At 64.0% G+C, this 17,219-nt stretch carries 18 protein-coding genes; 12 read left to right on the top strand and 6 right to left on the bottom strand.

What is annotated here, in order from left to right; all coding sequences use genetic code 11:
- Window positions 1-17: 17 nt before the first annotated feature.
- Both LB559_RS15540 and LB559_RS15535 read left to right on the top strand, forming a co-directional pair.
- Window positions 18-824 (top strand): alpha/beta hydrolase, encoded by an 807-nt coding sequence (locus tag LB559_RS15540; protein ID WP_013529363.1) that lies wholly within the window; start codon window positions 18-20, stop codon window positions 822-824.
- A 98-nt stretch (window positions 825-922) separates the two neighbouring features.
- The gene (locus LB559_RS15535; protein WP_224674437.1) at window positions 923-2,476 is read left to right on the top strand and encodes an acetolactate synthase large subunit; all 1,554 of its coding nucleotides are present in this window, start codon (window positions 923-925) and stop codon (window positions 2,474-2,476) included.
- A 15-nt stretch (window positions 2,477-2,491) separates the two neighbouring features.
- On the opposite strand, the gene LB559_RS15530 is transcribed toward LB559_RS15535, so the two are convergent.
- The gene (locus tag LB559_RS15530; RefSeq protein WP_013529365.1) at window positions 2,492-2,794 is read right to left on the bottom strand and encodes a BolA family protein; all 303 of its coding nucleotides are present in this window, start codon (window positions 2,792-2,794) and stop codon (window positions 2,492-2,494) included.
- A 181-nt stretch (window positions 2,795-2,975) separates the two neighbouring features.
- Between LB559_RS15530 and LB559_RS15525 the strand changes: the two genes are divergently transcribed.
- From LB559_RS15525 to LB559_RS15510, 4 genes are all read left to right on the top strand, one after another.
- The gene (locus tag LB559_RS15525; protein ID WP_013529366.1) at window positions 2,976-3,605 is read left to right on the top strand and encodes a J domain-containing protein; all 630 of its coding nucleotides are present in this window, start codon (window positions 2,976-2,978) and stop codon (window positions 3,603-3,605) included.
- 123 nt (window positions 3,606-3,728) lie between these two features.
- Window positions 3,729-4,715 (top strand): cobaltochelatase subunit CobS, encoded by a 987-nt coding sequence (gene cobS / locus LB559_RS15520; RefSeq protein WP_013529367.1) that lies wholly within the window; start codon window positions 3,729-3,731, stop codon window positions 4,713-4,715.
- 11 nt (window positions 4,716-4,726) lie between these two features.
- Entirely contained in the window at window positions 4,727-6,628 is a 1,902-nt protein-coding gene (cobT, locus tag LB559_RS15515) for a cobaltochelatase subunit CobT (protein WP_063169108.1), read from the top strand.
- On the top strand, window positions 6,625-7,653 hold the full coding sequence (locus LB559_RS15510) for an esterase-like activity of phytase family protein (RefSeq protein ID WP_224674436.1): 1,029 nt from the start codon (window positions 6,625-6,627) through the stop codon (window positions 7,651-7,653). The genes cobT and LB559_RS15510 overlap by 4 nt, the downstream gene beginning before the upstream one ends.
- Window positions 7,654-7,664: 11 nt before the next feature.
- On the opposite strand, the gene LB559_RS15505 is transcribed toward LB559_RS15510, so the two are convergent.
- The 3 genes from LB559_RS15505 to rpmB all read right to left on the bottom strand — a co-directional run bounded on the left by LB559_RS15505 (window position 7,665) and on the right by rpmB (window position 9,534).
- Window positions 7,665-8,336: a spermidine synthase gene (locus tag LB559_RS15505; RefSeq protein ID WP_024503742.1), complete on the bottom strand. Its 672-nt coding sequence runs from the start codon at window positions 8,334-8,336 to the stop codon at window positions 7,665-7,667.
- Window positions 8,337-8,395: 59 nt separating this feature from the next.
- Window positions 8,396-9,076, bottom strand: coding sequence for a queuosine precursor transporter (locus LB559_RS15500; protein WP_024503743.1), 681 nt, complete (start codon window positions 9,074-9,076; stop codon window positions 8,396-8,398).
- A 161-nt stretch (window positions 9,077-9,237) separates the two neighbouring features.
- Complete coding sequence (gene rpmB, locus LB559_RS15495; RefSeq protein ID WP_013529373.1) at window positions 9,238-9,534, bottom strand: 50S ribosomal protein L28; 297 nt, start codon at window positions 9,532-9,534, stop codon at window positions 9,238-9,240.
- A 258-nt stretch (window positions 9,535-9,792) separates the two neighbouring features.
- Here rpmB and LB559_RS15490 point away from each other — a divergent pair, with 258 nt between their 5' ends.
- The 3 genes from LB559_RS15490 to LB559_RS15480 are packed head-to-tail and all read left to right on the top strand — an operon-like array spanning window position 9,793 to window position 12,210.
- Window positions 9,793-10,581, top strand: coding sequence for a DUF3108 domain-containing protein (locus tag LB559_RS15490; protein WP_013529374.1), 789 nt, complete (start codon window positions 9,793-9,795; stop codon window positions 10,579-10,581).
- A gap of 34 nt (window positions 10,582-10,615) precedes the next feature.
- Entirely contained in the window at window positions 10,616-11,527 is a 912-nt protein-coding gene (locus LB559_RS15485; RefSeq protein WP_024503744.1) for a DMT family transporter, read from the top strand.
- Window positions 11,524-12,210, top strand: a complete 687-nt coding sequence (locus LB559_RS15480) for a lysoplasmalogenase (RefSeq protein WP_024503745.1) — start codon at window positions 11,524-11,526, stop codon at window positions 12,208-12,210. The genes LB559_RS15485 and LB559_RS15480 overlap by 4 nt, the downstream gene beginning before the upstream one ends.
- A 1-nt stretch (window position 12,211) precedes the next feature.
- Here LB559_RS15480 and LB559_RS15475 read toward each other — a convergent pair whose 3' ends face one another.
- Both LB559_RS15475 and gloB read right to left on the bottom strand, forming a co-directional pair.
- Window positions 12,212-12,640 carry a cupin domain-containing protein gene (locus tag LB559_RS15475; protein WP_013529377.1) on the bottom strand — a complete coding sequence of 143 codons (429 nt, stop codon included), beginning with the start codon at window positions 12,638-12,640 and terminating at the stop codon, window positions 12,212-12,214.
- Window positions 12,641-12,662: 22 nt separating this feature from the next.
- Complete coding sequence (gene gloB / locus LB559_RS15470) at window positions 12,663-13,430, bottom strand: hydroxyacylglutathione hydrolase (protein ID WP_013529378.1); 768 nt, start codon at window positions 13,428-13,430, stop codon at window positions 12,663-12,665.
- Between the two features lie 137 nt (window positions 13,431-13,567).
- Between gloB and LB559_RS15465 the strand changes: the two genes are divergently transcribed.
- From LB559_RS15465 to LB559_RS15455, 3 genes are all read left to right on the top strand, one after another.
- Window positions 13,568-14,350, top strand: coding sequence for a class I SAM-dependent methyltransferase (locus LB559_RS15465; RefSeq protein ID WP_013529379.1), 783 nt, complete (start codon window positions 13,568-13,570; stop codon window positions 14,348-14,350).
- Between the two features lie 132 nt (window positions 14,351-14,482).
- Window positions 14,483-16,309 (top strand): ABC transporter ATP-binding protein/permease, encoded by a 1,827-nt coding sequence (locus LB559_RS15460; RefSeq protein WP_224674435.1) that lies wholly within the window; start codon window positions 14,483-14,485, stop codon window positions 16,307-16,309.
- A gap of 83 nt (window positions 16,310-16,392) precedes the next feature.
- Complete coding sequence (locus LB559_RS15455; protein ID WP_224674434.1) at window positions 16,393-17,196, top strand: DUF1194 domain-containing protein; 804 nt, start codon at window positions 16,393-16,395, stop codon at window positions 17,194-17,196.
- Window positions 17,197-17,219: the final 23 nt, after the last annotated feature.

Raw genomic sequence — 17,219 nt, 5'->3', positions numbered from 1 at the left:
CTTGCCAGGAGACAATGATGATCGATCGACGAAGCCTGATCATGGCCTCCATGGCGGCGATGCTGCCGTTGGAAGCGTCGGCCGCGTGGAAAACACGCCGGCCCACGCCAGAAACCTTCGACTACGGGCCGGCCAAGCTCGACATCTACGCGCCCGATGGTGCAATCGGCCTGCCGGTCGTGTTTTTCGTTCATGGCGGCACCTGGCAGTTTGGCAAACGCAGTCAGGTGGACGCCAAACCGGCCTTCCTGCTCGCCAACGGCTTCTGCTTCGTCTCCATCGATTACCGCATGCTGCCGCAGGCCAATGTCGCCACCCAGGCTGGTGACGTCGAAAAGGCCTATGCCTACATCAGGGCCAATATCGCCCGGCATGGCGGCGATCCTAACCGCATCGTCGGCATGGGCCATTCGGCCGGCTGCCATCTGGTTGCGCTGACCGGCATGCGCGGCGGATTGCCGGGCATAGCCGCGCTCATCCTCGACGACACCAGGGCCTATGATCTTGCAGCACTTGCCAAGAATGGCGGTATGGTCCGGGCCTATGCCCGCGTCTTTTCCGATCCCGCGCAATGGGCGGCACTTTCGCCGGCCAGCTATGTCGACGGCCGCAAGCACCCGCCGACTTTCATCGCCTATTCGCGGGCATCGGGCCGGAGCGAGGACTCCAAGGCCTTTGCCGAGCGCCTGCGCTCGACGGGCACCAAGGTTACGCTGTTCGACGGCAGCGCCTATACGCATATGTCGATCAATCGCGATTTCGGCGAGGACGGCGACGCGTTGACCGCGGCCGCGCTGGCATTCCTGAAATCGACGGTTGGCTGATCTATACGGCACTGGATTAGATCAAAAGTAGCGGCAGGACATTGCTGCGGGTGCTCGCGGGTGCAACTGCTCTGCGATCTTGAGCGGGAGGGAATTGCATGAACGGCGCCGATGTCCTGTGTGACGTGCTTCTGGCCAATGATGTGACGGTCTGCTTCGCCAATCCCGGCACCTCCGAAATGCACTTCGTTGCAGCGCTTGACCGCAAGCCGAAAATGCGTTGCGTGCTCGGGCTGTTCGAAGGCGTGGTGACGGGTGCCGCCGATGGCTATGCGCGGATGACCGATCGGCCGGCCGCGACGCTGCTGCATACCGGTCCCGGCCTGGCCAATGGGCTGGCCAACATGCACAATGCCCGGCGTGCCTTCAGCCCGATGATCAACATCGTCGGCGACCACGCCTCTTACCATCTGCCGCTCGATGCCCCACTCACCAGCGATATCGAGAGCCTTGCGGCGCCGATGTCCAACTGGGTCGGCCGCGTCAAGGGTCCGGCCGATGTCGTGCCGGCAGCTGAAGCGGCCTTTCGCGCCTCGCTGACACCACCCGGCGTCGCGACCCTGATCCTGCCGGCGGATGCCGCCTGGGGCGAAGTCGAGGCGGTTTTGCCCGGCAAGGTGACGTTGGCGCCGACGCCGGCCGTCGATATGGACGCGGTACGCAAGATCGCCGCGGCGATCCGTGCCGCTCCGGGCCGGGCCGGCATGATCGTTCGCGGAAAGGCCGCGCGCGCCGATGCGCTCGCCATCGCCGGGCAGATCTCGACGGGCAGCGACGTCCGGCTGTTCGGCGAGGTTCTGATCGCACGGATGCAACGCGGGCGCGGGCGTGCCGCGCCGACCCGCATCCCCTATCCGGTCGATGCGGCGATGGCTGTGCTGAGCGACGTCGATGTTCTGATCCTGGTCGGCGCAAAGGAGCCGGTTGCCTTCTTCGCCTATCCGGGAAAACCGGGACGGCTTGTCCGGGAAGGCTGCGAGGTGCTGACATTGGCCGCCCATGGCGACGATCTGCATGCGGCGCTGGAGGCGCTTCGCGACGAACTTGGCATCAAGCCGTCGCAACACAAGGTGCTGGCGGCCGCTTTTCCCGACGAGGCAACGCCGAACGGCAAGCTGACGGAAGATGCCGTCGCACTTTCGGTGGCGCGCAAACTGCCGGCCGATGCGATCGTCTGCGATGAAGCGGTCACCTCGGCCAGGCGTTTCTTCGCGCTGTCGGCCTTTGCCGCGCCGCACGACTACATGATGGGCACGGGCGGATCGATCGGTGGCGGCATCCCGATGGCGACCGGGGCGGCAATCGCCTGTCCCGACCGCAAGGTGGTCAATCTCGAAGCCGACGGCAGCGGCATGTACACGGTGCAGGGATTGTGGACGCAGGCGCGGGAAAAGCTCGACGTGGTGACGATCGTGTTTTCCAACCGAACCTATGCGATCCTGCATGGCGAGATGAAGAATGTCGGCGTCGGCGCCATCGGCGAGAACGCCAGGCGCATGCTCGACCTCGACCATCCCTCGCTCGACTGGGTATCGCTGGCCAAAGGCATGGGCGTGGAGGCGGCTCGCGCCGATACGTGCGAGCGCTTCGACGCGTTGCTGGACAGTGCGCTGTCACGGCGCGGGCCGTTCCTCATCGAAGCGGTGCTCTGAGCGCGGGGAAGCGACCTACCAGCGGGTCTTTTCGCCGGGAGCCGCGGGTTCGATCGCCAGCGCGTGCACGCCGGCCTTCAGTTCGTCGGCAAGCAGTTCGTTGACGGCGCGGTGACGGTCGATGCGGCTCATGCCGGCAAAGGCGGAAGCGACGACGCGGACGCGAAAATGCGTCTCGCCGGTGCCGTCGTAAGTGCCGTGATGGTCGGAGCCGTGATGGTGGTGGCCGGCATGGAGATGGCTCTCGTTGATGATAACCAGCCTGTCCGGCGAAAATGCCTTGTTGAGCTTGTCTTCCATGGTCGCCTGTATGGACATCGCCATCTCCCTTCACCACATATCGTTGGCGTCTCGGCCTGGAAACCGAAAATCGGTTTCGCGAAGGGCCGCCGCCGCGCAACAAAATCCGCCATTCGCCTGCTTTATGCCGCGATTCAGCGGTTAGGGCGATGATCGCGAAAATGTCAATTCTTGTTTCGCATCTGCGAACGCCCCATAAATGGGTAAGATGAAGCCGTACCCCAAATATTTCGAGAAGATTCGCGTCCGCCCCGACAAGGACGCGGAGCTGAAGTCGCACTCGCCGATCTGCCAGTGGGACGGCTGCAAGGAAGCGGGCACCCATCGTGCGCCGGTCGGGCGCATGAAGGAGGGTGAGTATTTCCACTTCTGCTTCGATCATGTGCGCGAGTACAACAAGGGCTTCAACTACTTTTCCGGCGTACCGGACACCGAGGTCGCGCGCTTCCAGAAGGAAGCCATGACCGGGCACCGGCCGACCTGGAAGATGGGCGCCAACGGGGCCTCGACCCGGTCGTCGCCCGATATGGCCCAGATGCGTTCCGGCCGCGCCGGCTACTATAACCGCATGCGCGACCCGTTCGACCTGTTCAAGGGACCCAAGGATCCGCGCGAGGCGCGCGAGCGCAAGGCCAAGCCGCTTGAGGCCAAGGCGCTGGAAACGCTTGGTCTTGATACAAAGGCGACTGGCAAGGAGATCAAGGCGCGCTATAAGGAACTGGTGAAACTACACCATCCGGATGCGAATGGTGGCGACAGAGGTTCGGAAGACCGGTTCCGCGATGTGCTGCAAGCCTATCGCGTGCTCAAACAGGCGGGCCTGTGCTGAGCGACCATACGGTTCGTGTCGTTTTCCAACTTTCATAAGGTTGGAAAAGGCTTTAAGACCGCCCCCGGACAAAATCGATTGCCGGCGAAATCAGACGTTTCGCCCGTGGAGACGTTGAGAGATATGAACAAGGTCGATCGCGACATCGCCAACCTGCCCGACACGACGGTGTCGGTGAAGGAGAAATTCGGCTTCGAATCCAAGATGGTGGTGCCGGCCTATTCGGTGACATCGGAGCATGTGCCCGACATCGACCCGGACTATCTGTTCGACAAGAACACGACGATGGCGATCCTTGCGGGCTTTGCCTACAACCGCCGCGTCATGGTGTCGGGCTATCACGGTACCGGCAAGTCGACCCATATCGAACAGGTCGCCGCCCGCCTCAACTGGCCCTGCGTGCGCGTCAACCTCGACAGCCATGTCAGCCGTATCGATCTCGTCGGCAAGGACGCGATCGTGGTCAAGGACGGCTTGCAGATCACCGAATTCCGCGACGGCATCCTGCCCTGGGCCTACCAGCACAATGTCGCGCTGTGCTTCGACGAGTATGATGCCGGCCGTCCGGATGTGATGTTCGTCATCCAGCGCGTGCTGGAATCGTCAGGCCGGCTGACGCTGCTCGACCAGAGCCGGGTTATCCGCCCGCATCCGGCCTTCCGGTTGTTCTCGACCGCCAACACGGTCGGCCTGGGCGACACCACCGGCCTCTATCACGGCACCCAGCAGATCAACCAGGCCCAGATGGACCGCTGGTCGATCGTCACCACGCTGAATTATTTGCCGCACGACAATGAAGTCGCCATCGTGCTGGCCAAGGCCAAGCACTATCGCGACGGCAAGGGCAAGGACATCGTCAACAAGATGGTGCGCGTCGCCGACATGACGCGCTCGGCCTTCATCAACGGCGATCTGTCGACCGTGATGAGCCCGCGCACGGTGATCACCTGGGCAGAGAATGCCGAGATATTCGGCAATATAGGCATGGCGTTCCGGCTGACCTTCCTCAACAAGTGCGACGAACTGGAGCGCTCGGTGGTGGCCGAGTTCTACCAGCGCGCCTTCGGCGAGGATCTGCCCGAGAGCGCCGCCAACGTGGTGCTGGGGTAAGCACAGTCTCAATGGCGGGGCCGGGCGACAACACGCGCAACAAGTCGAAGACGGGGTCTGAAGCCGACAGCTTCAAGCGTGCCGTCACCGTCTGCATGCGCGCCATTGCCGGCGACAAGGAACTGGAAGTCGGTTTCGCCAAGGACCGGCCGGCGCTCGCCGGCAGCCGTGCGCGTCTGCCCGAATTGCCGAAGAAGGCGTCAAAGACCGATATTGCGATCACCCGCGGCCTCGGCGATTCCATGGCGCTGAAGCGCGCCTGCCACGATGTGCGCATCCACACCAAGCTGGCGCCGGAAGGCAAGGCGGCCCGCGCCATCTATGACGCGGTCGAGCAGGCTCGCGTCGAGGCGATAGGCTCACGCGCCATGCAGGGCGTCGCCGACAATATCGGCTCGATGCTGGAGGACAAATACGCCAAGGCCAACCTCGTCGACATCAAGGACAAGGCCGACGCGCCGATCGAGGAAGCTCTTGCCCTGATGGTGCGCGAGAAGCTGACCGGCCGTCCGATCCCGAAAAGCGGCGAGCGGCTGGTCGAACTTTGGCGCCCCTGGGTCGAGGAGAAGGCCAAGGCCGACCTCGACGGATTGTCGGCCAAGCTCGGCGACCAGCAGGCGTTCGCCCGGGTCGTGCGCGAGATGCTGGCCTCCATGGAAATGGCCGAGGAACTCGGCGACGACCAGGAGACGGAAGATTCCGAGGACAATGACGACAACCAGCCGCAAGGCGAGGAGCAGAGCGAGGAGGGCGGCGAAGAGGATTCCGGCTCCGAGCAGTCGCAGTCCGAGGATGCCGAAGCTTCCGCCGATGACGAACAGTCGGCCGAGACGGAAGCCTCCGACGCCACCGCCGACGATCTGTCCGACGATGACGACGCCGATGCCGAAACACCCGGCGAGGCGCGCCGCAACGACAATCCCTTCACCAATCTGCCGAAGGAGATCGACTACAAGGTCTTCACCACGGCTTTCGACGAGACGGTCGGCGCCGAGGAGCTGTGCGAAGAAGAAGAACTCGACCGGCTGCGTGCCTTCCTCGACAAGCAGCTGGCCAATCTGTCCGGCGTCGTCGGGCGGTTAGCCAACCGCCTGCAGCGCCGGCTGATGGCGCAGCAGAACCGCTCCTGGGATTTCGACCTGGAAGAGGGTTACCTCGACCCGGCAAGGCTGGTGCGGGTCGTCATCGACCCGATGCAGCCGCTGTCGTTCAAGCAGGAGCGCGACACCAAATTTCGCGACACGGTGGTGACGCTGGTGCTCGACAATTCCGGCTCGATGCGCGGCCGGCCGATCACGGTTGCGGCAACCTGCGCCGACATCTTGGCGCGCACGCTGGAGCGTTGCGGCGTCTCGGTCGAGATCCTCGGCTTCACGACGCGGGCGTGGAAGGGCGGGCAGGCGCGCGAGAAATGGCTGAAGGATGGCAAGCCGCCGAATCCTGGCCGGCTCAACGATCTGCGCCACATCATCTACAAGTCCGCCGACCATCCATGGCGGCGGGCACGGCGCAATCTCGGCCTGATGATGCGCGAAGGCCTGCTCAAGGAAAATATCGACGGCGAGGCGCTGCTGTGGGCGCACAACCGGCTGATCGCCCGGCCCGAGCAGCGCAAGATCCTGATGATGATCTCGGACGGCGCGCCGGTCGACGATTCGACGCTGTCGGTCAATCCGGGCAATTATCTCGAACGCCATCTGCGCGCCGTCATCGAGCTGATCGAGACGCGTTCGCCGGTGGAACTCTTGGCCATCGGCATCGGCCACGACGTCACGCGCTACTACCGCCGCGCCGTCACCATCGTCGATGCCGAGGAGCTGGCTGGCGCCATGACCGAGCAGCTGGCTTCGCTGTTTGCCGAGGAAAGCGCGAAGGATACGCGGCGCGGCGGTGGTATGCGGCGCGCCGGATGATCTCCAGGCGCGGCGGCTTTCAGCAGACGCTTTTCGCCGCCATCGCCCTGCTTTCCGGCTTGGCTTCGGCGGCAGCCGGTTCGCCCGACTCTGGTTCTGTCGAACCGGTCGAAATCTCGGCCCGCCCGATCACCGAATTTCACATTGGCCGTGCCGACAAGCAATTCGGCCCTTTCGAATTCGTCGGCGGGCTGGAGATGACCTCGCCGACACGCGATTTCGGCGCGCTGTCGGCCTTCCGCTTCCTGAAGGCCGGCGGTGACTTCATCGGCGTTGCCGACACCGGCTTCTGGTTCTTCGGCACGGTGGTCCGCGACGCGGAAAAGCGGCCCTCCGGCATCCAGAATTTCCGCATGCAGCAGATGGTCGACGAGACCGGCCGGCCGATCGACAGGAAATGGGAGGTCGATGCGGAAGGCCTCGCCGTCAAGGACGGCATTGCCACCGTCGGCTTCGAGCGCAGCCACCGCGTCGCCCAGTTCAAGATCGACCCCAACGACATGAAGGCGCCGTTCAAGCCGCTGGATTTCGTCGTTCCGGCCCAGGAGCTGCGCCAGAATCGCGGCTTCGAGACCGTCACCCACGCCAATGCCAACGGTCAGCATGAGGGCGGCCTGGTCGTGGTCTCCGAAAAGAGCCTCGACAAGGCCGGCAACATCTATGCCGCCATCATCGAAGGGCCGCACAAGGGCGTCTTTACTGTCAAGCGCAACGGCGATTTCGACATCACCGACGGCGCCTTCCTGCCGGATGGCGATCTGCTGCTTCTGGAGCGCAGTTTCTCGATGGCGAGGGGCGTCAAGATGCGGCTGCGGCGCATCTATGGCGAAAGCGTCGAGAAGGGCGCGGTCGCCGACGGGCCGGTGCTGCTGGAGGCCGACATGGGCTACCAGATCGACAATATGGAAGGGCTGGACGTCTGGACCCGCGACGACGGCGCGCTGATGGTGTCGCTGATCTCCGACGACAACCACTCGATCCTGCAGCGCAACCTCTATCTGGAATTCATCCTGCACCAGGATTGAGCCCGCCGGCTTTACGTCTTGGTGGCGATCCAGATGATATGGCGCGCGCCGCGCTTGCCGTTGGCGCGCGTACTGACCTCTTCGACCCCGAAGCCTGCCTGCTTCAGCCGCCGCGTGAAGCCGTTGTCGGGGCCTTGCGACCACACCGCCAGCACGCCGCCCGGCTTGAGGGCGCTGCGTGCGGCTGCGAGGCCCTGCAGGCTGTAGAGCGCGTCGTTGGATTTGTGGACGATGCCTTCCGGGCCGTTGTCGACATCGAGCAGGATGGCGTCCCAGGCCGCGGGCTGCGAGCGTATCAGCTGCCCGACATCGGTCTCCTGAATGGTGACGCGCGGATCGTCGAGACAGCCGCCAAAGATTTCGGCCATCGGACCGCGCGCCCAGGCGACAACGGCCGGCACCAGTTCAGCGATAACGATTCCGGCATCATTGGCCAATTCTGCAAGCGCGGCGCGCAAGGTAAAACCCATGCCAAGCCCACCGATCAGGATTGTTGGCTGGCTATGGCCGGCAATCCGCCCGCAGGACAGTTTTGCCAGCGCTTCCTCGGAACCGCTGAGGCGGCTGTTCATGAGCTCGTTGGTGCCCAGCATGATCGAGAATTCGGTGCCGCGCCGCTTGAGGCGAAGTTCTTGTCCGCCGTCTGGGGTCTTCGCTGAATCGAGCTGGATCCACGGGATCATGATCTTTGTCCGACCATGATCTTTTCCGAAAACCGGGTCCCACTTTTCGGGATCATGGTTTAAGCCGCAACCGCGGGCTGGCTCCAGCGGGCGGCGAGCAGCCGGTAGGGGATGAGTGCGACGACGGCGATGATCAGCTTCACCGAGAGATCACCAAGCGCCCAGGAGATCCAGCGCATCGCCTCGACATGGAAGACGCCCATCAAGGGTGCGTTTTCCAACGCAAAGCCGTCGTTTGGTCCGGCGAAGGCAAAGGCAGCCGAGAAAGCGACGGTGAAGAACACGGCGGTGTCGAACACCGACCCGACCAGCGTGCCGATGATCGGCGCCCGCCACCAACTCTGCCGGCGCAGCCGGTTGAACACGGTGACGTCGAGCAGTTGCGCGGAAAGGAACGCCGCTCCGGACGCGGCCGCGATACGCACCAGCCGGTCGGCGGCGGTCTCGAATTCGATCAGGCCGTGACGGAACAGGAAGGGCGGGACAAGGATCGAGCAGATCACCGCCGTCATGAAGCCGACAAGGACGATCCGGCGCGCCACAGTGGGTCCGTAGCGGCGGTTGGCGAGGTCGGTGACCAGAAACGAGAAGGGATAGGTGAACGCCCCCCAAGTCAGAAGGTCGGCCAGCGAGAGGCCCCCGATCTGGCCCTGCATCGGGAATTGCACGAGAATGTTCGATGCCACGACGACAAGCGCCATGGCGGCCACGAAGGGCAAATACCGCGAGAAGGAAGTCATTTTTTTATCCTGGGTAATGGAACCAGCCAAGCATCATGCCCATGCGGGCGATGCTCGCCTTCATATGTGGGCACCGGATTGCCAAAACCTTGCGGCTTCGATCCGATGCCCAAGGCCAACAAGATGTTGGCCAGGGCGGTCGTCCCCCGCCTTTGAACTGTTTAAGCGGCAGCCTGCTCGGCGGTCTTCTTGGCGATCTGCTTCTTCAGTAGACGGGCGCGCTGCGACAATTCCTTGACGTCGGCCTTGGCCAGGAAGGCGTCGAGACCGCCGCGATGTTCGACCGAACGCAGTGCGTTGGCCGAAATGCGCAGGCGCACATTCTGGTTCAGCGCTTCCGAAATCAGCGTCACATTGACGAGGTTCGGCAGGAAGCGACGCTTGGTCTTGTTGTTGGCGTGGCTCACATTGTTGCCGGACATGACTGCCTTGGCAGTGAGTTCGCAGGTGCGGGACATTGTTCTAACCTTCAGTTCTCGGGGTCTGCCAAACACTCAAGCCCACGCCGGGTGGCGCGCGGTTCTGGTCAGGCGGCCTTATGGAAAAAGTTGGCGTTCCATAGTTGCATTTCGCCGAGGCGTCAAGCTCCTGCATTGCCCACGGCGCGCCCGGCATTTTCATATTAAGGCCGGAATTCATCCTATAAGCGGTCTCATAGGGACATGCCAGACCGGAGTTGCCCGCCTCCGGCCGAAAATCAAGGACCCGATCCCGCCATGCTTCGTTCGTCACATGCCTTTGCCGCCATGCTTGCCGCAGCCTTGCCGTCCGCCGCGTCTGCTGCCTCGCCGCAGTCGTTCAAGGGCGAGTATACGGTGTCGTTCCTTGGACTTTCGATAGCGAAATCAACGTTTTCCAGCCGTTATGAGAACGGCGCCTACGCGATCGAAGGCAGCGTCAGCGCGGCAGGGTTGGCAAAACTGTTCGACGACACGCGTGGCACGATCTCGTCCAAAGGCACGATTGCGGGCAAGAGGATGGTGCCGCAGGCATTCCGCGCCGATTACACCTCCGGCAAGAAGGCATCGGTGGTCGACATCCGCTTTGCAAATGGCAGGGTCACCTCGACGCAGGTCGTCCCGGCGCCGGGCAAGCGCGACCCCAAGAGTTGGGTGCCGCTCGGTGCCGGCGACCTGGCATCGGTGCTCGATCCGATGGCTGCCACCGTCATCCATGCCGACAGCCTCGACCAGGTCTGCGGCCGCACGGTAAAGTTCTACGACGGCGAGATGCGCGCCGATCTGACGCTGACCTACGCTTCGAAGGGCACGATCTCGGTGCCGGGCTACAAGGGCGACACGGTTACCTGCCGGATGGGCTTCGCGCCGGTGGCTGGCTATCGCAAGGGCCGCAAGGCGCTCAACTATCTCAAGAACAAAAGCCGCATGATGGTGACGTTTGCACCGCTCGGCCAAACCGGCGTATATGCGCCGATCCATGCCACGGTGGGCACGCAGATCGGCACCTTGACCATCAGCGCCGGACGTTTCGAAGCGGTACAATAGCCAGGCGCAGAATTGGCGCGCCACTGGAGACAGAATGGGGCGCGCAACACTGATCGGCTTTTCGGCGGTCGCCATGTGGGCGCTGCTCGCACTGCTCACCGATGCGTCGGGCCAGGTGCCGCCGTTCCTCTTGTCGGCGATCACCTTCTCGATCGGCACCGGTGTCGGGCTGGTCGCGCGGCTGTTCATGCCGGCACCCGACAAGAGCCAGAGGATACCGCCGCAGGTGTGGCTGATCGGCATTGCCGGGCTGTTCGGCTACCACTTCTTCTATTTCACAGCGCTGCGCAATGCGCCGGCTGTGGAGGCGAGCCTGATCGCCTATCTATGGCCTTTGCTGATCGTGCTCGGCTCGGCGCTGATGCCGGGCGAAAAACTGGCCTGGAACCATGTCGTCGGCGCGCTGCTCGGCCTTGCCGGCACCGTGCTGATCGTCACCAAGGGCGGGGGCCTCGCCTTCGACGCCCGTTACGCCTTCGGCTATGCGATGGCCGCCGTTTGTGCCGTGCTGTGGTCGTCCTATTCGCTGTTGTCGCGGCGCTTCCCGTCGGTGCCGACCAGCATCGTCACCTGGTTCTGCGCGGCGACCGCGGTGTTGTCGCTCGCCTGCCACCTGGCGCTGGAACAGACGGTTCTGCCTGACGGTGCCGGCCAGTGGCTGGCCGTGCTCGGCCTTGGCCTGATGCCGGTGGGGGCGGCCTTCTATGCCTGGGACATCGGCGTCAAGCGCGGCAATATCCAGGTGCTGGGTGCTGCAAGCTACGCCGCACCGCTGTTGTCGACGCTGGTGCTGATCGCGGCCGGCGTCGCCGAGCCGTCGCTGCGCATCCTCGCCGCCTGCGTGCTCATCACCGGCGGGGCCGCACTTGCAGCGAAGTCGCTGTTCCTGCGCAAACCGGCGGCTGAGAGCGGGGCCAGGGCATCCCAAAGCGGAGCCGGGGCATGACGATGCCGTTTGCCGGCGGCATCGACGCAAATGCCAATGCGACACTGATCTTTTCGCTGGCGGCGGCGGTGATCTACGCCTTTACGCTTGGCATGCCACCAACGCTCGCCCGCTCGGCGGCAAAGACGCTCGCCGTGGCGATGCTTGCCGTGCTGGCCGGGCTGCAGGGCGGCCCGCTGCTGCTCGCCGCCGCGCTCGCCCTCAGCGCCGTTGGCGACGCATTCCTGTCGCGCGACGGTGAAAAGGCCTTTCTCGGCGGGCTGGCCAGTTTTCTTGTCGCCCACATCGTCTATGTCGCGCTGTTCCTGCGCAGCGGTGGCGGGTTGGGGGTGCTTGGCGCCGAGTCGTGGCGCGGAGCGATCGCGCTCGCCATGGCGGTGTTTGCGGCCGTCATGCTGGCGGCGCTGTGGCGGCGCGTCGGTCCCGGCCTGCGTATCCCGATCGCCGTCTATGTCGCTGCGATCCTGGCAATGGGTATCTCGGCGCTGACCACCAGCAACGTCTCCGTGATCGGCGGCGCGCTGTTGTTCATGGCATCCGACGGGCTGCTCGCCACGGAGAAATTCCTGGTGGCCGCCATCTCGCCGCACCGCGCCTGGATGCGCTTCGCCGTCTGGGCGCTGTACTACGCCGCCCAACTCGCGATCACGCTTGGGTCCCTGCTATATCCGGGCTCTTATTGAGCTACGGTTGTTTCGGCTGCCAGCCGGGTGCTGCCAGTTCGAAGGCGGCAAACTCGAAGCCCGGCGCGACGGTGCAGCCGACCAGCGTCCATTCGCCGAGGCTGCGCGCCGATTGCCACCAGCCCGCCGGCACGACGATCTGCGGCCGCTCACCGGCTGCGAGATCGATTCCAAGCACCTGCTCCACAACGGTGCTGCCTTCTTCCCACATTGCCAGTGCCAGCGGGGCGCCGGCATGGAAATGCCAGACCTCGGCGGCGTCCTTGACCCGGTGCCAGGCCGAAACCTGATGCTCCTCAAGCAGGAAATAAATGGCGGTCGAATGGCCGCGCGCGCCGCCAGTGCCATCGCGAAAGGTCTCGGCATACCAGCCGCCTTCCGGATGCGGCTTCAGCCCGAGCGTCGCGATGATTTCGGCGGAGCTGGTCATGGCGTCGACGATATCACGGGCTCTAGAAGTTGTCCTTGCGCTTGCGGATTTCGGCAAAGACCTCGGCGTCGGAAGCCTTCTCCAGCCCAAGATGCTTGCGGATCGCCGGGTCGTGCCAGCGCAGGAAGGGATTGGTCGACAGTTCCTCGCCGATCGTCGTCGGCAGCGTCGGCTTGTTCTCGGCGCGCAGCTTTTCGATCCTGGCGGCGCGTTCCTTCAATGCTGAATTGGACGGGTCGACGGTCAGCGCGAAACGGGCGTTGGAGAGCGTGTATTCGTGGCCGCAATAGATGGCCGTTTCAGCTGGAAGTGCAGCCAGCTTCTTCAGCGAATCATACATTACCGGCGGCTTGCATTCGAACAGCCGCCCACAACCCAGCGCAAACAGCGTGTCGGCGGTGAACGCCACGCTCGAGGCCGGCAAATAATAGGAAACGTGGCCGGCAGTGTGGCCGGGGGTGGCGATGACTTCGATCCTTTCATCGCCAAGATGGAGAACCGAGCCGTCTTCGACGGTCTCGTCTATGCCGGGGATCTTGGCCTTTTCGGCCTCTGGACCGACGATGCGCAGCTTGAAGCGCTCCTTCAGCGCCAGATTGGCCTCAACGTGATCCATGTGATGATGTGTGGTCAGGATCATCGTCGGCGTCCAGCCGGTGCGCTTTATCGCGGCCAAGATTGGCGCTTCCTCGGGCGCATCGATGATCGCGGTCTGGCCGCTTTTGGGGTCATGCACCAGCACGCCGAAATTGTCGCTGCGGCACATGAACTGTTCGATTTCGACCGGCATCACATCTCTCCGTTATGGCCGCAGACATAGGGCGCTTGCGGGTCGATGTCATCCCGGATGTCGAATGACATTCCCGGAATGTCGGGTCGTCGCGGCCTTTTGTTGAAACCTGGCGACATCACGGCTACATCCCTGCCATGCATTCCGACATCGTCGATCTTCGCTCGTTCTATTCGACAACGCTCGGCCGGTTCGCCGAGCGTTCGATCACCATGGCGTTGTCGTCGATATGGGCGGCCGTTCCCAACGAGCGGCTGGTTGGTCTGGGCTACACCTTGCCGTGGCTGGAGCGGTTCGGCAGCGACGCCGAGCGGGTCTTCGCCTTCATGCCGGCAACGCAAGGCGCGGTGGTGTGGCCGGCGACGGGGCCGACGGCGACGGCACTGGTCTTCGACGAGGAACTGCCGCTGGTCGATTCCTGCATCGACCGCATGCTGCTCGTCCATTCGCTCGAACATGTCGAGAACCCGCGTGAGACGCTGAACGAGATCTGGCGCGTGCTGTCGCCGGCCGGCCGGGTGGTCATCGTCGTGCCCAACCGGCGCGGTGTCTGGGCGCGCTTCGAGCACACCCCATTCGGCAACGGCCGGCCCTTTTCGCGCGGCCAGCTTACGGAACTGCTGCGCGAGGCCAATTTCACGCCCGCCGCCTGGTCCGATGCGCTGTTCTTTCCGCCATCGCGGCGCCGTTTCATGATGCGCTTCCACAATGTACTGGAGCGCGCCGGCCGGCGGCTGTGGCCGATCTTTTCCGGGGTCATCGTGGTCGAGGCGCAGAAGCGGCTCTATCAAGGCGTGCCGGTGGCGCAGCGCGCATCGCGCCGCGTCTTCGTGCCGGTGCTGTCGCCGCATGGCGCCACCCGGCTTGGCCGTCACAAAGCGGATGCCAAGCCCTTGGCTGCGCGGGTGACGGCTTCGTGATCGCGGCAAGCGTGCCTGACGTCGTTTCCCTGCCTATCTGTCGCAAGCAGACCGACAGCCCATCCGGCAGCCCATACGAACGCCTGTCAAGTTTCTCCATCCGGTTGCAGCACTGACGCAAGGACCTCGGCCATGGCTGATCAACCGGACAATGCCGCCGCCGTTCAGCCGGTTGCCGTGGCGGTCGAGGCCAGCAGCCTGCACGATCAGGTGATGACGATCCGGCGGGCGCTTGCGGGATCGCCGGTTCGCAGATGGTTGCTGTGGACATCGGTCGGCATCATGGCCGTGATCATCGCAACGTCGATCGGCCAGGTTCTGCTCAACCGCTGGAACCAGCCTTTCTACGATGCGCTTGCCCGCCGCGACATGGCGGCCTTTTTGCACCAGCTCCTCGTCTTCGCGGCCATAGCCGGGGGACTTCTGGTGCTCAATATCGGCCAGACCTGGCTCAACCAGATGATCAGGCTCAAGCTGCGCGAGGCGCTGACGCTGGATCTGATCGATCAATGGATGCGGCCGGCGCGCGCCTTCCGGCTGGCCAATGCCGGTGCCATCGGCGTCAATCCCGACCAGCGCATGCAGCAGGACGCCGCGCATCTGTCCGATCTGTCAACCGATCTCGGCGTCGGCCTGCTGCAGTCATGCATCCTGCTCGTGTCCTTCGTCGGCGTGCTGTGGGAGCTGTCCTCGGGCTTCGTGTTCCACATCGGCGGGACCTCGCTGGCCATACCTGGCTATATGGTCTGGGCCGCCATCCTTTACGCCGGCATCGCCTCCTGGCTGAGTTGGCTGGTCGGGCGGCCGCTCATCCGCCTGAACAGCGACCGTTATACACGCGAAGCCGAGCTGCGCTCCTCGATGGTGCGCGTCAACGAGAATGTCGATGCCATTGCGTTGTATCATGGCGAGGCCGACGCCAGGCGGCGGCTCGAACTCGATCTCGGCACGGTGCTGGGCGCCATGCGGTGCATCTACACCGCCCAGATCAATCTGTCCTGGGTGACCGACACCTATGGCTGGATCACCGTCGTGGCACCCATACTGGTTGCTTCGCCGGTCTATTTCTCAGGTGATATCAGCTTTGGCGGGCTGATGATGGCGGTCGGCGCCTTCAACCAGGTCCACTCCTCCTTGCGCTGGTTCATCAACAACATCGGCAGCATCGCCGATTGGCGCGCCACGCTGATGCGCGTGGCCGATTTCCGCATCGCGCTCGATGAAACCGATGCGCTGCACGACACCGAAAAGCGCATCGCCTTCGGCCAAAACGGCAGTGGCAGCCTGACTTTCGAGAAGCTCGAAGTGGCCTCGCCGGAGGGCTGCACCAGGCTCGCCGACCCGCATGTCGAAATCCGCCCCGGCGAGCGCGTCATGATCACCGGCGATCCCGGTGCGGGCAAGACGCTGTTCTTTCGTGCCATTGCCGGCCTGTGGCCATGGGGAAGCGGCCGGATCGGCCTGCCGGCGGGAGAAACCCCCATATTCGTGCCGCGCGTGCCTTATTTTCCGGTCGGCACATTGCGCGAAGTCCTCGATCACCCGAACGGCCCCGCGCCGGCGGACGATGCCGACATTTCGGCGGTGCTGGCCGAGGTCGGTCTGGGACGGCTATCCTCATCGCTCGACCGCGCCGGGCGTTGGGACCATGAGTTGGGCGATGACGAACAGCGCTCGCTGGCCTTCGCCAGGCTCGCGTTGCGGCAGCCGAAATGGGTGATCATCGACGAGGCGCTGGATGCATTCGACGGCCCATCGCTAAGACGCGTGCTGTCGATGCTCGAGAAGCGTTTGCCGGGGACAGCGATCCTCAACATCGGGCGCGGCCAGCACAACAACCACTTCTTCCCGCGCGCGTTGACGATCGTCAAGGATTCCGGTGCGCCAGCGCTGAAGCCCGCCCGCGTCAGAGCCGGCGCGATCGAACCGCCGCCAGTCGCCGCCCGCCGCAAGAAATGAGCTGATATCCGGACGGGGAAGCAAAGCTTTATTTTGCCGTGATCGCGAGGGAAGCTCTTCGGGAGAACAACCTGGCGACGGCCATGCTTGATGCTCTGCGCCTGCTTGCCTGTCTTGCCTGCGCCCAGGCTGCTCCCGCCGCCTCGCCGCGGGATGCGCTCGCCGTTGACGTCGAGCTGGTGCTGGCAGTCGACATCTCGCTGTCGATAGACGAGAAGGAGTTCGCGCTGCAGCGCGCCGGTTATGTCGAGGCGCTGCGGCATCCCGACTTCATCAAGGCTGTCCGCGCCGGCGCCACGGGCCGCATAGCGCTGACCTATTTCGAGTGGGCCGGCACGGTGCGCGACGACGCGGTCATCGGCTGGCAGATCATCGATAGTGCCGAGAGCGCCAACAGCTTTGCCGACGAGGTCGCGGCGCGCCCGTTCCGCAGCTTTCGCGGCACTTCGATTTCCGGCGCGCTGGCCTTCGGTGCCGAGCTTTTCGACCGCACGTCTTTCCAGGGCGAACGTAGCGTCATCGACATTTCGGGCGACGGACCGAACAATATCGGACCGCCAGTCACCGCGACGCGTGATGCGGCGACTGCCAAAGGCATCGTCGTCAACGGCCTGCCGATCCTGATCAGCCCGTCGCCCACCTTCAGCCATCTCGACCAGTATTACGCGCAATGCGTGACCGGCGGGCCCGGTTCCTTCGTGCTGCCCATCTATGCCGCCGCGGAGTTTTCGACAGCCATCCGGCGCAAGCTGATCCTCGAAGTGAGCGGCATTCGGGACAAGGCGAGAATCACCCCCGTCGACGCGGCCAAGCCGATAGACTGCCTGCAGGGCGAACGGGACAGGCGGTTTTTATCGGATCCGTATTTTCCCGAACTTGACCGCTGAGCTCTCAATAGTGCGGTTCACGC

The organism is Mesorhizobium sp. BR1-1-3 (assembly GCF_020165455.1).
GTDB lineage: Bacteria > Pseudomonadota > Alphaproteobacteria > Rhizobiales > Rhizobiaceae > Mesorhizobium > Mesorhizobium ciceri.
This window is presented reverse-complemented; position numbering and strand designations above follow the sequence as displayed.

Coding starts and splice junctions, on each gene's coding strand:
- gloB (WP_013529378.1), bottom strand. CDS start 13,430: ATGCCGGTCGAAATCGAACAGTTCATGTGCCGCAGCGACAATTTCGGC.
- LB559_RS15465 (WP_013529379.1), top strand. CDS start 13,568: ATGCATTCCGACATCGTCGATCTTCGCTCGTTCTATTCGACAACGCTC.
- cobT (WP_063169108.1), top strand. CDS start 4,727: ATGGCGGGGCCGGGCGACAACACGCGCAACAAGTCGAAGACGGGGTCT.
- LB559_RS15485 (WP_024503744.1), top strand. CDS start 10,616: ATGGGGCGCGCAACACTGATCGGCTTTTCGGCGGTCGCCATGTGGGCG.
- LB559_RS15455 (WP_224674434.1), top strand. CDS start 16,393: ATGCTTGATGCTCTGCGCCTGCTTGCCTGTCTTGCCTGCGCCCAGGCT.
- LB559_RS15540 (WP_013529363.1), top strand. CDS start 18: ATGATCGATCGACGAAGCCTGATCATGGCCTCCATGGCGGCGATGCTG.
- LB559_RS15490 (WP_013529374.1), top strand. CDS start 9,793: ATGCTTCGTTCGTCACATGCCTTTGCCGCCATGCTTGCCGCAGCCTTG.
- LB559_RS15530 (WP_013529365.1), bottom strand. CDS start 2,794: ATGTCCATACAGGCGACCATGGAAGACAAGCTCAACAAGGCATTTTCG.
- LB559_RS15480 (WP_024503745.1), top strand. CDS start 11,524: ATGACGATGCCGTTTGCCGGCGGCATCGACGCAAATGCCAATGCGACA.
- LB559_RS15535 (WP_224674437.1), top strand. CDS start 923: ATGAACGGCGCCGATGTCCTGTGTGACGTGCTTCTGGCCAATGATGTG.
- cobS (WP_013529367.1), top strand. CDS start 3,729: ATGAACAAGGTCGATCGCGACATCGCCAACCTGCCCGACACGACGGTG.
- LB559_RS15475 (WP_013529377.1), bottom strand. CDS start 12,640: ATGACCAGCTCCGCCGAAATCATCGCGACGCTCGGGCTGAAGCCGCAT.
- LB559_RS15525 (WP_013529366.1), top strand. CDS start 2,976: ATGGGTAAGATGAAGCCGTACCCCAAATATTTCGAGAAGATTCGCGTC.
- LB559_RS15505 (WP_024503742.1), bottom strand. CDS start 8,336: ATGATCCCGTGGATCCAGCTCGATTCAGCGAAGACCCCAGACGGCGGA.
- LB559_RS15500 (WP_024503743.1), bottom strand. CDS start 9,076: ATGACTTCCTTCTCGCGGTATTTGCCCTTCGTGGCCGCCATGGCGCTT.
- LB559_RS15460 (WP_224674435.1), top strand. CDS start 14,483: ATGGCTGATCAACCGGACAATGCCGCCGCCGTTCAGCCGGTTGCCGTG.
- LB559_RS15510 (WP_224674436.1), top strand. CDS start 6,625: ATGATCTCCAGGCGCGGCGGCTTTCAGCAGACGCTTTTCGCCGCCATC.
- rpmB (WP_013529373.1), bottom strand. CDS start 9,534: ATGTCCCGCACCTGCGAACTCACTGCCAAGGCAGTCATGTCCGGCAAC.